We start from the raw sequence: 10,843 nt of genomic DNA on the forward strand, positions 1-10,843 counted from the left end.
CCCGGGACTCGACCGCGGCGACGCGTGACGCGGGTGGCCGCGAGGAGAAGACCCCGAACCGGGGTTAGCGCGAATTACGCACTGACTCAGCCGATATCGCTACCGTCGGCCCTTACTGCGCGCCCGGATCGTAGCCGGGGATCGGTGGCATGACGCCACCTCGCCGCATGAACGGCACCGGCTCCTCGGCGGCGACCGCCTTGTCCTCGGCCGAGTTCCACGGCACGTGCGCGTTGTAGAGGATGGCCCACTTCCGTGCGTCGTCCCGGTCCTCGAAGGCGGCCAGCTCCTGGCGATAGGCGTACTCGCCGGTCGTGACCACGTAGACCTCCGGGGTGGTGACCTCGTCGAGCAGCTCGGCCTCGATCACGGGCTCGGGCACCACCATGTCCTCGCTCATCACATCCACCCCGGAGCGGGGTTGGCGGCGATGTAGTCGCGCAGCAGTTCCTCGGGGTCGGCGTCGGAATCGATGTCGCTGGGAAAAGACCCCGGAGCGGTCGGGCACAGGCTGTGCCAGCAGTCCTCGGTGAGCGCTTCGCCGATCAGGCCATCGTTGCGCCACGGCTTGATGTACCAGTGCCGCTTGCGCGCCCGCGAGAGGAAATCCGCGAGGGCGGTGCGCTTGTCGGGGTAGATCTCGAGCACCCGTTCAGCGCCGCCGGAGTTGAGGTGTGCTGTCAGCACCCAGATCCGGTCATCGTCACCTGCTGCGGGAGGGGTCCGGTCCTTGGTCATGATCACTGCTCCTCGGAAGTCGGGACGGATCGAAGTGCCGCACGCTGCGCCCGCTCGGGCTGTTCGTGCGCGGTGTCAGCCGGGCAGGTCTCGGCCCGCTTCTCCTCCTGCGCCATCTGGGCTTCGAACAAGGCAATGAGCGCTCTGGCCTGCGCTGCGGTCATGGTCCCGGTCTCCAGCGCGGTCTCGATCACAGCAGAAAAGCAGTTTCTCGAATAGCGGATGAGCGAGGCCAACACGAACTTTCGGGACTCGACGTCGTCGATGCTCATCGACCTCTCCTGGCTGGGTTCGGCGAGCGCAAGCCCGATGGGCTGGCGCGGGGTGCGGCGCGCGGTCACGGCTGTGCGGGCCAGGTGACGCACGGAAAGACCTTGAACTCGACGGCGAAGGACTCCCACTCGTCTGTGTCGGGGTCGTAGTCGAACGACCCTGGGTCGTAGGTGTCGATGACCACGTCGCGCAGGCTGGCGAGGGGCCGCACATTCTTGGCGTCGGCTTGGTGCTCGCGGGCCCGGTAGGTCGGCGAGCGGTCCAGGTCCGCGCATCCGGCGGCGTGGACATGGAAGGCGTGGGCGGTGGCGCGCAGGTTGGGTCCGATGACGACAACGTCGACGGTGGCGGTAGTACTCATTCGGGGGTCTCCGATCGCTGACAGTTCGGTAATGACGGGCGTGGGAATGGTTCAGGCCCAGCAGATTTCGGCGATGGCGTGGTCGTCGCAGAACGCGCACAGGGCCTCGAGCGCGGTGAGGATCCGCTGGAGGTAGCCGGGTTCGCGGCCCATCTCGACCATGTGCATCCCGCCGTCGCCGAGGGTCTCGATCGTCGGGTGACCGGGGTCGGTGACGGTGACGATGTCGGCCAGGGCCAGCCGGGCGCGCAGGTCGGTGACCGTCGCCGAGCCCACCACCTGGCCGTCGACGACGCCGTCGGTGATCTGCAGGGCGTCCAGCAGCAACTCGGCGTCGTCTTGGCCGACCCTGAATCCCTCACCGCGGGGGTCGGCGGCCACGAGGTTCAGGATCGCGGTGGAGGTAGCGGAAAAGCCGCGGTAGAGCCGTGTTTCCTCGGGCTTGGTGTCGCCGGGCAGAACGGCAGTGCCCTCGACGATCGCGACCTCATGTGCCTCGGCGGCGGTGAAGGTGGCGAAGCCGTCGCGGCGGCCGCCATGGTGGGAGACGACGCTCCATCCCTGCGCTGCGACCATCGCGTCGAAGTCGTAGGCCGGACCGAAATGGATGCCCATCTAAGTCTCCTGAGTCGTGGAGGGGGTAGCTGGCAAGAACATTACACCCAATAAGGGGTAATGTCTACGAACGGTTTACCCACACGCCAACCTCGGGGGGAAGTGTCGCAAGGTTGGCGTCGCGCGAATTACTCACGCGCGCAACACGATAAGGTCACAAAGCGCACGAGACCAGCGGCGAACGAACGAGCTATGCAACGAAACTCCGGGCGCCAGCGGAATGCATCGAAACCCGCATGCGGGTCCTGAGCGCACCCTGTGTCGGCAGGCCTGTATTCCCGCGCGGGAACGATCCGCTTCCAAACCCCTCGCCGGCACGCCGGAGGCAGGAGCCGACGGGAATAGTCGGTGACTTCTGGGCTTCAACGGGGGGCGAAGGCCGGCCGCAGAAGGGCTACCAATCGGGGAGGGTTGGACACCCGCGTGTTGGCCTCTGCCGCGCTTGGATGCGCGCTCTGAGCCCGAACGGTCGAGTGGTAGAGCCTCATCCTACAGTCCACGCGCACAACATCATTGGTGCCCTGCGCGCAACCGCCCACCGATTCAGATCTCGGCGAGGGCGTCAGCGGGTAACCCAGCGCTCGGGAATGTAGCCGAGCGCCTGAGCCTGGCCGAGGTAGCCGTGGCTGGTTCGGCGCTCGCTGTCGGTGTCGGCACCGGCCCACCGCTCGATGCCGGGGTGCGGGCACCGCCGTGAGCGTTCGCCCGGCTCGGGGTTGTACATGCCCCCGGTGCTGCAATCGGGACAGCGAAAAATGTCGATGTGGCTGGCGATGACGTTCCAGGTCAGCCACCACGCCTTCGCGTGCTGCGGGTCGATCTCGGAGTGGTGGCGGTAGTTCTGCAACGCCCACAACGTGTACTCGAGCGCTTCGACGGTGGCGGCCTCGGCGGCATAGCGGGCGACCGAGGCGATCAACTCACCGAGTCGGGTGCCGACGGTCTCCATCACCTCATCGGCGATCAGGGCACCGACGTGGTGGTCGATCGCGGAGATCACCAGCGCCGACGCGGCATCGGCCATGGTGAGCGGACCGGAGCCGAGCTCGCGGGTGGGCACGGTGACACCGAGCCCGGGCCGCAGATCGGGGTAGCCGCACGCATCGATCACCTCCACATCGGTCAGGCCGGTGAGCTTGCCCTCGGCACGTTGATGCTCGACCACACGCGCGGTCCAGGTGTGGTGAAAATCGAGCTCATCGGCGTGCACCACGACGAACGTGCCGGGACGCAGCGCGGCAAAGGGGGATCGGACGATCATGAGGAACCTCTCGATGCGGGAAGGGCGGCGGCGGGCAGAACCGCCAGACGGGTCACGCGGAGCCGAGCGGCGGCGCGCGGGAGTGCAACGAAACTCGCGGGACTTTGAAGGGGGCCTCGCCGGCCGAAAGTGCCGCGGCTGCGGGCCGGGCGCTCAGGCTGTCGCGGGAGCGCCCGCTCCGCAGGGCTATTGGGTGAGTTCGTCGGTGCCGAAGACTGCCAGGTAGAGGGTCAGTTGAGCGGCTGTGCGGGTCACGGCGCGGGCGAGCATGCCGCCCCAGTCGCTGTCGGCGTCGAGGGTGTACTGGTGGTCACCGGTGCCGTCGCTGCTGGTGGTCTGGACATGCACGCGGGTGACCGTGACAGCGGCGAGCTGGTCAGGATAGCGCGCGTCGTTGTGCAGGGGAGCCCATCCGGTGACGACCCACCGACGTTGGGACAGCTGCTCGGCGTGGGGGCCGGAGCGGACGACGATTTTGAACGCGGGCTCTCCGTCGAGTTCGGTGATCTCGAAGTCGTCGAGGATCTTACCGGCGGGGCTGCGCTGCTCGAGGGAGCCCAGTACAGCCTGCCAGCGTCGCCACGTCGCGCCGTGGATATCGGTCCAGCGCGCCTCCTGGCGTTCACGCAGGACGTTCTTCAACGCGGTCAGCCACTCGGTGAGCAGTCCGGTCGGTAGCGCTGCGAAATGATGCTGGTGCAGCAGTTTGTTCATCGCTTTGCGCGGTGTGCGCACCAGGGTGCCGTGATCGATCTGCTTGCCGCGCCGGGCGAGAGTGTAGGTGCGCCGGGCACCCCGGCCCTCGGGGGTGAGGGTGGCGGTGTAGTCGCCGATCGCGATGGTTTCGGTGGCCTTCTTGCCTGCTTCCCAGGTGCCCTCGAGCGGGGTGGGCAGAACCAGGTGGGTGTCGGTGGTGGTGGCGATAGTCATGGGAGACCTCTTGTCGTTGTGTGGGTTTGGTGGATGTTGTCGCGAATCCCTTTGCTCGGTTGGGTGCCGAATCCGCAGTAGTGTCACGAATCCGGTTGCGGCAGGGCAGGGTTCAGCTCTCGGTTTCGGGAAGTAGTTCGACTTCGCTGGGGTGGACGCCGTTGGCGCGGATGCCGTTGTCGAAGGTGATGCCGTAGCGCGTCCACGGATTCGCGCCGTGGGATTCGACGTTGTGGATCGTGCCGAGCCATCCGGCCTCGAGCGGCTTGAGGTGATCGAGGCAATCGGGCGCGTCCCACCCTGGAAAGCTCGGTGCAAATCCGTTGCCGTGGATGGTGTCCAGAGTTCGGACGCGGCGGCCCTCATGGTGGGCGTCAACGCTTTTCATTTCTGCTCCCTGGCTTTGGCGTCGTCGACGCTGGCGATGTGGGCGTTTTCGGTGTGCGGGGCGTTCAGATAGCACCAACCACATTTCGAGTCGTAGGCGCGGAAGCTGCTGTGTTCGTCGCTGATGTCGGTTCGTCCGGCCGTGTGGATGTGCTGGACTCCTGAGACGCCGTCGCCGTGGCCGGTGTATCGGTCGAAGCGAAGCCGGGCGTCGATCGCGGGGCCGACCTCGGTAGTTCCGTACTTGCCGGTGTAGGTCGCCCGGATTTCTGCGGTGTCGAACATCTAAATTTCCTCCGATCAGGGGGCAAGGAGCCGGTCAGCGCGGTAGTGGCCGACTGCCTGGAACATCGAGTCGCCGAACTGATCGCGCAGCAGGCGCAACTTCTCGTCGACGTGCGCCTCGAGGCCGTTCTCGTAGTCGTAGCCGCGCCGGTACCACGCACCGGGAACCTGCTTCCACGTGCCGCCGCTGTCGCGGCTCTCCTGGATCTCGTAGGCGTAAATCGCTTTGCCTGCGGGGATCGCGGCGGTGGTGGTCATCTGAGGTCCTTCGGTTCGCACGGGTCGGGGCTAGGACTTGTAGTTGGGCCGAATAGCGGTGACGCGGTAGTCGCATTGGTCCGTCGTTTGCCGAGCCGGGGCGATAACACCGGCGGGCAGGTCCCTGTGCGCTCGGTTGGCTTCGGCGGCGGCCGCGATCACGCTCCGGACGCCGTGATAGGCGGCGGTGTTGAAATCAAGGGCGTACACGGTCACGGTGACCGTCTCACCGCCGTCGAACGTGGCGAATCCGGTAGCCGTTTCGACGTCGACGTCGTAGTGCATGCCGGTCATAGCGGGCTCCTTCGGTACGGGTGTTCTGTGTCTGGGAGGGCGTGTGCAGCGAAACTGCGGTGCAACGAAACTCGGGTGCCTACGCGCTGGTGCTGCGCCAGACCCGGACGGGCACGGTGATGTGTTGGCGGGTCATCTCCGGGCTGAACTGCCAGGCGTCGGAGTCGCGACGTTCGCCGGTATCGGTGAGGGTGAGCTCGAGCGGGCGCGCCAGTCCCCCGGAGTGCCCCATGGCGGAGGTGGCCGGGTTGTAGTGGAAGCTGCTGCCGGGGTGCGCGAGCATGATCCGCCCGTCGCGCAGCACGGTCGCTATACGGTCGGCGCTACCGGTGCCGGATTCGATGAAATCGCCTATGCGGGGGCCGATTTCAGTCTTGCGGCGGGTGCGTGACTTGACTGTAGCGCGCTGGCGCTTGCCGGATGTGGTGGCCATGGTGGGCGATTCCTTTCCGATTACGCGGGGGTGTCGAGGTGGAAGGAAAGACGGCGCACTGCGGCGTCGATCGCCGCGTCGTTCTCGGCGAGAAAAGCGGTGCGCGCGTCCTGTAGTTCGGCGATCTGATCCTCAGCGCGGCGAATCTTGGCTTCCCACAACGCATGTGGCGTGTGCAGCTCGGCGTACACCTCGGCAAAGAGCGCGTCGAGCTTGGTTCGGGCCGAAGCGGTGGGGTAGTCGTCCCAGTTGCCGTCGGACTTGCGCACCCACCAGGCAGCCTCGCTGCCGGGCTTGTCGGTGCAGCCCTTCGCGGGCTCGACCATGAGGTCGACGTAGGCGTCGTAGTCGACGCGGTTGGTGTTCAGCCGGGGGCCGGTGATCCGCAGGACCCATCCGGTGGCGCTGCTGTTGGGCAGCTTCTTGCGCCAGTAGTAAGCGACCTCGAATGGCCCGGATACCGGGCCTTCGGCCAGGTAGATGCGATGGCCTTCGGAGGTGTTTTTGCCGGTGTCGGTGAATGCACGGCCGGTCATTGAGAGCCCCTCTCGGCGTGACGGGTGCTGGGTAGGGCGCGGGGGCAGCGGGCAGGCGGCCCCCGCGCGCGGGTGGGTCATGCTGCGAGCTGGGGTGCGGACTCGGCCAGCACGGGTTCGTCGCCGGTGTCGTCGTTGGCGGTGCTGTCATTGGTCGCGTCGATATCGAGCGCTTTTGCGATCTCGACGGCGGCGGCGTGCACGCGTGTCGCGGTCTGGGCAACGAGTTCGGTGTTTCCGTCGGCCCATCCGGCGACGTAGCCGACGCTGTAATCGGAGGCGTCGAGCCCGAGCATGGCAGCGACCACGTAGGCGACCGATTCCGCTTCGGTCTCCCAGATACCCCGATGCAACGGCGGAACCTCGGCACCGGCGTCCTCAGCCGCCCGGAACGGCTCCGCATGCAGGACCACATGCGCCAGCTCATGAATGACGGTCTTGGCGGTCTGCGCCGGAGACAACCCGGAATCGACAACGACACGCTGGGGACCGGTCAAGGTGGTGTAGCCGTTCTTCTCGCCGGGGATTTCCTGTCGGCTGACGTCCCATCCGCGTGCAGTCAGCACGGACGCCGCTCGGTCGTAGATGTTGGCGTGGTCCTCACCGGACAGGCGGCGGGCCAGTTCACCGGGTTGGGCTACACCGGGGATCGGCTCGGTCTGGGAGATGTCCCACACGGACAGGATCGGCGGGCGGCAGGCTACGCGGCGCTTGGTTTCCTCCCCGGTCTTGGCGTCCTTGTCCTTGACCGTGCGGAAGGGCCGCCCGTAGATGCGGATACTGCACCTCTGATTGACCTTGCGGCCCAGCTTGCGCCACGCGTCGTATCCGGCGACCTGGGTCGCGTTCGGGCACTGAGCCAAGATCAACAGCGTGTTGTTGAGGCTGTAGTGGTGGAACGACGCGGTGAAGTTCAGGAACGCCTTCCACTGGTCGCTAGCGACGAGTTGGCTTACCTTGCTGGTCAATTCGGCGTGCAGAGTCTCGGCACGCTCGGCGTAGGTGGCTTCCTTGCGCTCGATCTCGGCCGGGGTGAGCGGACGGCGGGCACTGGTGCGGCGGGGCTTGGTGCTGCGCTTGCTGGTGGTGGTCATGGCGGGGGCGTCCTCTCTGGCAACGCTGGGAGTGGTCAGGAATCAGGCGGGATGGGCCACAAGATGGGCCGGACGGCCGGGGGTTACGGCGTAGATGAGTGCGCTTCCGTCCGCATTTCGCATAGTCGCGGTGTCGCCGGTGCGGTCGTCACCTTGGCTCCGAAGAATTCGGCGATATTGATGCTCGTACCCATGAAGCGACGTGCTGACCGGTAGTCGGAGTGCGGAAAGTATTTGATGTCGACACCGTGGGTGCGGATGACCGTGTAGTCGCTCATGACGCTCCGATCGCTGAACAGGGTTTCTGCGGATTACGCTGCGGCGAGGGAATCTTCATTGATTCCCTGTGACACTTCGTTGTGCCTGCCGATGAACCAACCATACCCTTAACAAGGGGTAATGTGTCAAGACTGGAGTCCAAAAATCTTCGACGAAGAAATGTGCAACGAAACTGCGATGCAACGAAACTAGCCAGGCTAGAACGAAGGGTTCGACCGGATGCAACGAAACTCGGCCGGACTCAGTCAGCAGGCCCGAGCCAGCCGAGGCCGGCGCGGCCAGGCGCGCTAGGGCGAGCCGCGGGAGGGTCCTTGGCGAGGTCAGTTCCGGCGGGTTAGCTACCTCGAGTGCCAACCCTGATGTACGGCACGCTCGAAAAGCGTGCCAGCGCCATAGAGGACTTCCATACGACAGGACGTGACTTGATAGACCGTCGTCACACGGAAGTCATCCAACGTCGGGTAGTGCGTGTGAGCATACCCGCCCAGGTCTCGACCGGTATTTTGCACATAGTCTCGCTGTTCGGCGGTAATCATGCGCTCACCCGATCGTACTGTCAGCGGTAGCCGACAAGTCTTCTATATCTGCGGCAAGTTCATCGTTGGGGCTCAGGCACACCCGTACCCCTGGCGCAAATTCCAGGAACATCGCGCCGAACGTCTCGTCTACCACAAGGGTAATACGCGTGGAAATACCCTCATGTTCCACGCTTTCCACCCGCCCGGAATATACCTCCGTTCCTGCTGCGAAAAGGGCCGACTCGGCCAGAGAGGCCAATTCGTCGCACAGTTCTGCCTTAGTGACTTTGCGAGATTTCAGGTTGTCCAGAATCTCAATCTTTGTAGTCATCTCGAACCTCTTTCATGATGTCTGTACGTCTGAACTTCTAGTACCGAGTCCGCGTATCGTCGGACTCGACACAAGTACCTCAGTCGCAACTAAGGAAACGCTGCTGTGTTCGGCTCTCACTCCGGGAATTCGAATTTGAATGAAGCCCCTTGTATCTCTTTCTCGTACGAATTCCAGTCCGTTTCGTCGGGCATTTGGAACGGCTCCGTAGTCTTGTATCCGCCGTCGTTCATACAGTCCATTCGGTAGTCAATCGACTCATCTAACGTTTCCCCTGAATTGACATGCAGAGAACCGTCCTCGCAATCCATAATCACTACCCATGCCATGGCACTACTCCTTTTCGCAATCGTCGAAATGCGGCTTGTTGTCGCGCGCGCCGCACGACCGACAATGACCGTGCTCGGGGATACCTAGGCACTCCAGCGACCCAATAGACCCGGCCAGCTTGGCCAGCGCTACCCAATCGGTAGACTCCGGCATTTCGACAGGGTCTGTCGTGGCGTACGCTGCCGTTCCGCAATTGAACCTATAGTCTGTCGCGTCGTCCTCGGTATCGAGCACATGTACATAGAACTCACGAGATGAGCCGCCCTCTTGAATAACCGCCCATGCCATCACACCGTTCCTTTTCCTGAGACCGACCGAATTAAACAGTCAACAATGGACGCGATGCGCCTATATCGGTTGCACCCATAAGCGGCGCGTCGATTTCATCAATGGGTGTCTCGAATGTGCGCGTTCCATCGCGTACCAAGCTCTCAGCGAGTTCGGTGCCGTCGAATATGTACGCGCGGTAATAGCACGAGAATTCGCGTAGAATCTTGCGCGCATGCTGCCGTGCTTTCTTCAAATCGGCGTAACCGGAAACCTTGGAAAGCTCATAGCAAGACAGTCCACCGTTCACGCTGCGGAACACGACACGGAAATTTGTTTCGCGCTGGCGGATGATATCCATAAGGTCGAGCTCAGCTTTCACCCGGAGTACATGAGTCCCATATTTGGCGTTCATGCGCAACAACATTCTTACCTCGCTATGCAAATGCTTGGTAGCGAACCATTCCGGGCGTGACTGCGGACAAGGGTCACTAAGTCGACGTTGTGAATACGGAATGTACGGATGGGGATTTGTCCTATAGTCGTATGCGGTCATTTGCCCTCACCTTTCAAATAGATGTGAAAGTCGTGCGCGTGCGGCACACCATAAAAGTAGTAATAGACGCGCCAATGAACGGTTTCGCTGGTTTTCGGATCACCGGCGATATTGTCGACCGAGCGCATAGGGTCACCACTTCCCGTTTCGTCCGCCCAGCGCTTTACTGTTGCGAATGTCACAACAGATTCACGCACGAATTCAGAGTTCTTTCGGCCGATTTGGTGACGTTCGATTACGGTCACTTTGCTACGGGCGGTTATTTTGTGCGCCATTTCTATGCGGCTTTCCGAATCGACCACAGACGGCTCTGATGCCGAGTGGATGTGGTTTGGGTGTATTTTTCGTTCGGAATAAACCAACCCGCATGCGCTGTCCACCACGCGATCGGCGTGTCGTAGGACCGGACTACATACATAGCCGTTCCCGCGTCCTGGCTTGCCTTGTAGTCGAGCTCCCATACTTCCCGGTGGGACTCGGGGAGCCGACCGGTACGTGATGCGGAGAATTGCGACAGATATTCGCCGGACATTGAACCGTGCGTTTGAAACGTCTCACGATTCGAGATATAGGCGGGGGTGTCGGCTGTGCGAACTGGCCTGGTTGCCATTTCGGTTTCTCCCTTCGTTTCGATTGAGACTGACGTTACCCCTTACAAGGGGCAATGAGAAAGAGGGTGGACAGTAACAATTAGATAACGAAGTAGACGCCGGCCTGAGCATGCTAGCGCCGTCGATCTGCTGTCGAAATAGATTGTGCGACAAGTAGATTGGTATGTATCAGGCGAAAACAGTTGCTGTACAAAGCCTTATGCTGCTGGTGCGCGCATGCTAGCGCTTGCGTGAGCACAGTTGCTCGAACGGGGGGAGGGGGTGTCCGGCGGTAGCCGTACGCCGGTGTAGGCGTATATTGTTTCAGTCAGATCTGGTGCGTAGCAACAGATTCGGTGTAAGTGAAGCGTGAGAGATTATGCGGCGTAGCCGCACAATCGGAATGAATAGGACGGTTAATGCTGTTGCGTAGCAACAGAATTAGACTAGTCGTGAGTGGAAGACGTTCCCGCGTAGCGGGAATCGACTTCGGGGAAGGCGAGCACG

General features: G+C 62.9%; 20 protein-coding genes. All 20 read right to left on the reverse strand.

Annotated elements, in window-relative coordinates:
• Positions 1-112 precede the first annotated feature (112 nt).
• A complete protein-coding gene (locus NA11_RS25715; protein ID WP_069164566.1) occupies positions 113-400 on the reverse strand; it encodes a hypothetical protein in 288 nt (95 codons plus the stop codon).
• Positions 400-738, reverse strand: coding sequence for a hypothetical protein (locus NA11_RS25720; protein WP_141717840.1), 339 nt, complete (start codon positions 736-738; stop codon positions 400-402). The genes NA11_RS25715 and NA11_RS25720 overlap by 1 nt, the downstream gene beginning before the upstream one ends.
• A 2-nt stretch (positions 739-740) precedes the next feature.
• The gene (locus tag NA11_RS25725; RefSeq protein ID WP_141717841.1) at positions 741-1,010 is read right to left on the reverse strand and encodes a hypothetical protein; all 270 of its coding nucleotides are present in this window, start codon (positions 1,008-1,010) and stop codon (positions 741-743) included.
• Positions 1,011-1,075: 65 nt separating this feature from the next.
• Positions 1,076-1,372 carry a hypothetical protein gene (locus NA11_RS25730; RefSeq protein WP_069164569.1) on the reverse strand — a complete coding sequence of 99 codons (297 nt, stop codon included), beginning with the start codon at positions 1,370-1,372 and terminating at the stop codon, positions 1,076-1,078.
• Between the two features lie 51 nt (positions 1,373-1,423).
• Positions 1,424-1,987: a hypothetical protein gene (locus NA11_RS25735; RefSeq protein ID WP_069164570.1), complete on the reverse strand. Its 564-nt coding sequence runs from the start codon at positions 1,985-1,987 to the stop codon at positions 1,424-1,426.
• Between the two features lie 562 nt (positions 1,988-2,549).
• Positions 2,550-3,248, reverse strand: a complete 699-nt coding sequence (locus NA11_RS25740; RefSeq protein ID WP_069164571.1) for a hypothetical protein — start codon at positions 3,246-3,248, stop codon at positions 2,550-2,552.
• A 186-nt stretch (positions 3,249-3,434) separates the two neighbouring features.
• Positions 3,435-4,178, reverse strand: a complete 744-nt coding sequence (locus NA11_RS25745; RefSeq protein ID WP_069164572.1) for a hypothetical protein — start codon at positions 4,176-4,178, stop codon at positions 3,435-3,437.
• Positions 4,179-4,290: 112 nt separating this feature from the next.
• Positions 4,291-4,566: a hypothetical protein gene (locus NA11_RS25750; RefSeq protein WP_069164573.1), complete on the reverse strand. Its 276-nt coding sequence runs from the start codon at positions 4,564-4,566 to the stop codon at positions 4,291-4,293.
• Positions 4,563-4,850 carry a hypothetical protein gene (locus NA11_RS25755; RefSeq protein ID WP_069164574.1) on the reverse strand — a complete coding sequence of 96 codons (288 nt, stop codon included), beginning with the start codon at positions 4,848-4,850 and terminating at the stop codon, positions 4,563-4,565. Before NA11_RS25755 ends, NA11_RS25750 begins: the two co-directional genes overlap by 4 nt.
• A 15-nt stretch (positions 4,851-4,865) precedes the next feature.
• Positions 4,866-5,108: a hypothetical protein gene (locus NA11_RS25760; RefSeq protein ID WP_069164575.1), complete on the reverse strand. Its 243-nt coding sequence runs from the start codon at positions 5,106-5,108 to the stop codon at positions 4,866-4,868.
• Positions 5,109-5,138: 30 nt separating this feature from the next.
• Positions 5,139-5,402 carry a hypothetical protein gene (locus NA11_RS25765; RefSeq protein ID WP_069164576.1) on the reverse strand — a complete coding sequence of 88 codons (264 nt, stop codon included), beginning with the start codon at positions 5,400-5,402 and terminating at the stop codon, positions 5,139-5,141.
• Positions 5,403-5,481: 79 nt separating this feature from the next.
• Complete coding sequence (locus NA11_RS25770) at positions 5,482-5,835, reverse strand: hypothetical protein (protein WP_069164577.1); 354 nt, start codon at positions 5,833-5,835, stop codon at positions 5,482-5,484.
• Between the two features lie 20 nt (positions 5,836-5,855).
• Positions 5,856-6,371 (reverse strand): hypothetical protein, encoded by a 516-nt coding sequence (locus NA11_RS25775; RefSeq protein WP_069164578.1) that lies wholly within the window; start codon positions 6,369-6,371, stop codon positions 5,856-5,858.
• A 77-nt stretch (positions 6,372-6,448) separates the two neighbouring features.
• Positions 6,449-7,465: an ArdC-like ssDNA-binding domain-containing protein gene (locus NA11_RS25780; RefSeq protein WP_069164579.1), complete on the reverse strand. Its 1,017-nt coding sequence runs from the start codon at positions 7,463-7,465 to the stop codon at positions 6,449-6,451.
• A gap of 83 nt (positions 7,466-7,548) precedes the next feature.
• Complete coding sequence (locus tag NA11_RS25785; RefSeq protein WP_069164580.1) at positions 7,549-7,743, reverse strand: hypothetical protein; 195 nt, start codon at positions 7,741-7,743, stop codon at positions 7,549-7,551.
• A gap of 541 nt (positions 7,744-8,284) precedes the next feature.
• A complete protein-coding gene (locus NA11_RS25790) occupies positions 8,285-8,593 on the reverse strand; it encodes a hypothetical protein (RefSeq protein WP_069164581.1) in 309 nt (102 codons plus the stop codon).
• Positions 8,594-8,926: 333 nt separating this feature from the next.
• Complete coding sequence (locus tag NA11_RS25800) at positions 8,927-9,211, reverse strand: hypothetical protein (RefSeq protein ID WP_141717842.1); 285 nt, start codon at positions 9,209-9,211, stop codon at positions 8,927-8,929.
• 31 nt (positions 9,212-9,242) lie between these two features.
• On the reverse strand, positions 9,243-9,746 hold the full coding sequence (locus NA11_RS45005) for a hypothetical protein (protein ID WP_141717843.1): 504 nt from the start codon (positions 9,744-9,746) through the stop codon (positions 9,243-9,245).
• A complete protein-coding gene (locus NA11_RS45010) occupies positions 9,743-10,129 on the reverse strand; it encodes a hypothetical protein (RefSeq protein WP_141717844.1) in 387 nt (128 codons plus the stop codon). Before NA11_RS45010 ends, NA11_RS45005 begins: the two co-directional genes overlap by 4 nt.
• Positions 10,024-10,356 (reverse strand): DUF8033 domain-containing protein, encoded by a 333-nt coding sequence (locus NA11_RS47415; protein WP_501193648.1) that lies wholly within the window; start codon positions 10,354-10,356, stop codon positions 10,024-10,026. Before NA11_RS47415 ends, NA11_RS45010 begins: the two co-directional genes overlap by 106 nt.
• Positions 10,357-10,843 lie beyond the last annotated feature (487 nt).

The organism is Nocardia altamirensis NBRC 108246 (genome assembly GCF_001612685.1).
GTDB lineage: Bacteria > Actinomycetota > Actinomycetes > Mycobacteriales > Mycobacteriaceae > Nocardia > Nocardia altamirensis.

What these genes read in the sequence shown, in the direction of transcription:
- NA11_RS25715 (WP_069164566.1), bottom strand. Translation starts at nt 400, where the DNA reads ATGAGCGAGGACATGGTGGTGCCCGAGCCCGTGATCGAGGCCGAGCTG.
- NA11_RS25720 (WP_141717840.1), bottom strand. Translation starts at nt 738, where the DNA reads ATGACCAAGGACCGGACCCCTCCCGCAGCAGGTGACGATGACCGGATC.
- NA11_RS25725 (WP_141717841.1), bottom strand. Translation starts at nt 1,010, where the DNA reads ATGAGCATCGACGACGTCGAGTCCCGAAAGTTCGTGTTGGCCTCGCTC.
- NA11_RS25730 (WP_069164569.1), bottom strand. Translation starts at nt 1,372, where the DNA reads ATGAGTACTACCGCCACCGTCGACGTTGTCGTCATCGGACCCAACCTG.
- NA11_RS25735 (WP_069164570.1), bottom strand. Translation starts at nt 1,987, where the DNA reads ATGGGCATCCATTTCGGTCCGGCCTACGACTTCGACGCGATGGTCGCA.
- NA11_RS25740 (WP_069164571.1), bottom strand. Translation starts at nt 3,248, where the DNA reads ATGATCGTCCGATCCCCCTTTGCCGCGCTGCGTCCCGGCACGTTCGTC.
- NA11_RS25745 (WP_069164572.1), bottom strand. Translation starts at nt 4,178, where the DNA reads ATGACTATCGCCACCACCACCGACACCCACCTGGTTCTGCCCACCCCG.
- NA11_RS25750 (WP_069164573.1), bottom strand. Translation starts at nt 4,566, where the DNA reads ATGAAAAGCGTTGACGCCCACCATGAGGGCCGCCGCGTCCGAACTCTG.
- NA11_RS25755 (WP_069164574.1), bottom strand. Translation starts at nt 4,850, where the DNA reads ATGTTCGACACCGCAGAAATCCGGGCGACCTACACCGGCAAGTACGGA.
- NA11_RS25760 (WP_069164575.1), bottom strand. Translation starts at nt 5,108, where the DNA reads ATGACCACCACCGCCGCGATCCCCGCAGGCAAAGCGATTTACGCCTAC.
- NA11_RS25765 (WP_069164576.1), bottom strand. Translation starts at nt 5,402, where the DNA reads ATGACCGGCATGCACTACGACGTCGACGTCGAAACGGCTACCGGATTC.
- NA11_RS25770 (WP_069164577.1), bottom strand. Translation starts at nt 5,835, where the DNA reads ATGGCCACCACATCCGGCAAGCGCCAGCGCGCTACAGTCAAGTCACGC.
- NA11_RS25775 (WP_069164578.1), bottom strand. Translation starts at nt 6,371, where the DNA reads ATGACCGGCCGTGCATTCACCGACACCGGCAAAAACACCTCCGAAGGC.
- NA11_RS25780 (WP_069164579.1), bottom strand. Translation starts at nt 7,465, where the DNA reads ATGACCACCACCAGCAAGCGCAGCACCAAGCCCCGCCGCACCAGTGCC.
- NA11_RS25785 (WP_069164580.1), bottom strand. Translation starts at nt 7,743, where the DNA reads ATGAGCGACTACACGGTCATCCGCACCCACGGTGTCGACATCAAATAC.
- NA11_RS25790 (WP_069164581.1), bottom strand. Translation starts at nt 8,593, where the DNA reads ATGACTACAAAGATTGAGATTCTGGACAACCTGAAATCTCGCAAAGTC.
- NA11_RS25800 (WP_141717842.1), bottom strand. Translation starts at nt 9,211, where the DNA reads ATGGCATGGGCGGTTATTCAAGAGGGCGGCTCATCTCGTGAGTTCTAT.
- NA11_RS45005 (WP_141717843.1), bottom strand. Translation starts at nt 9,746, where the DNA reads ATGACCGCATACGACTATAGGACAAATCCCCATCCGTACATTCCGTAT.
- NA11_RS47415 (WP_501193648.1), bottom strand. Translation starts at nt 10,356, where the DNA reads ATGGCAACCAGGCCAGTTCGCACAGCCGACACCCCCGCCTATATCTCG.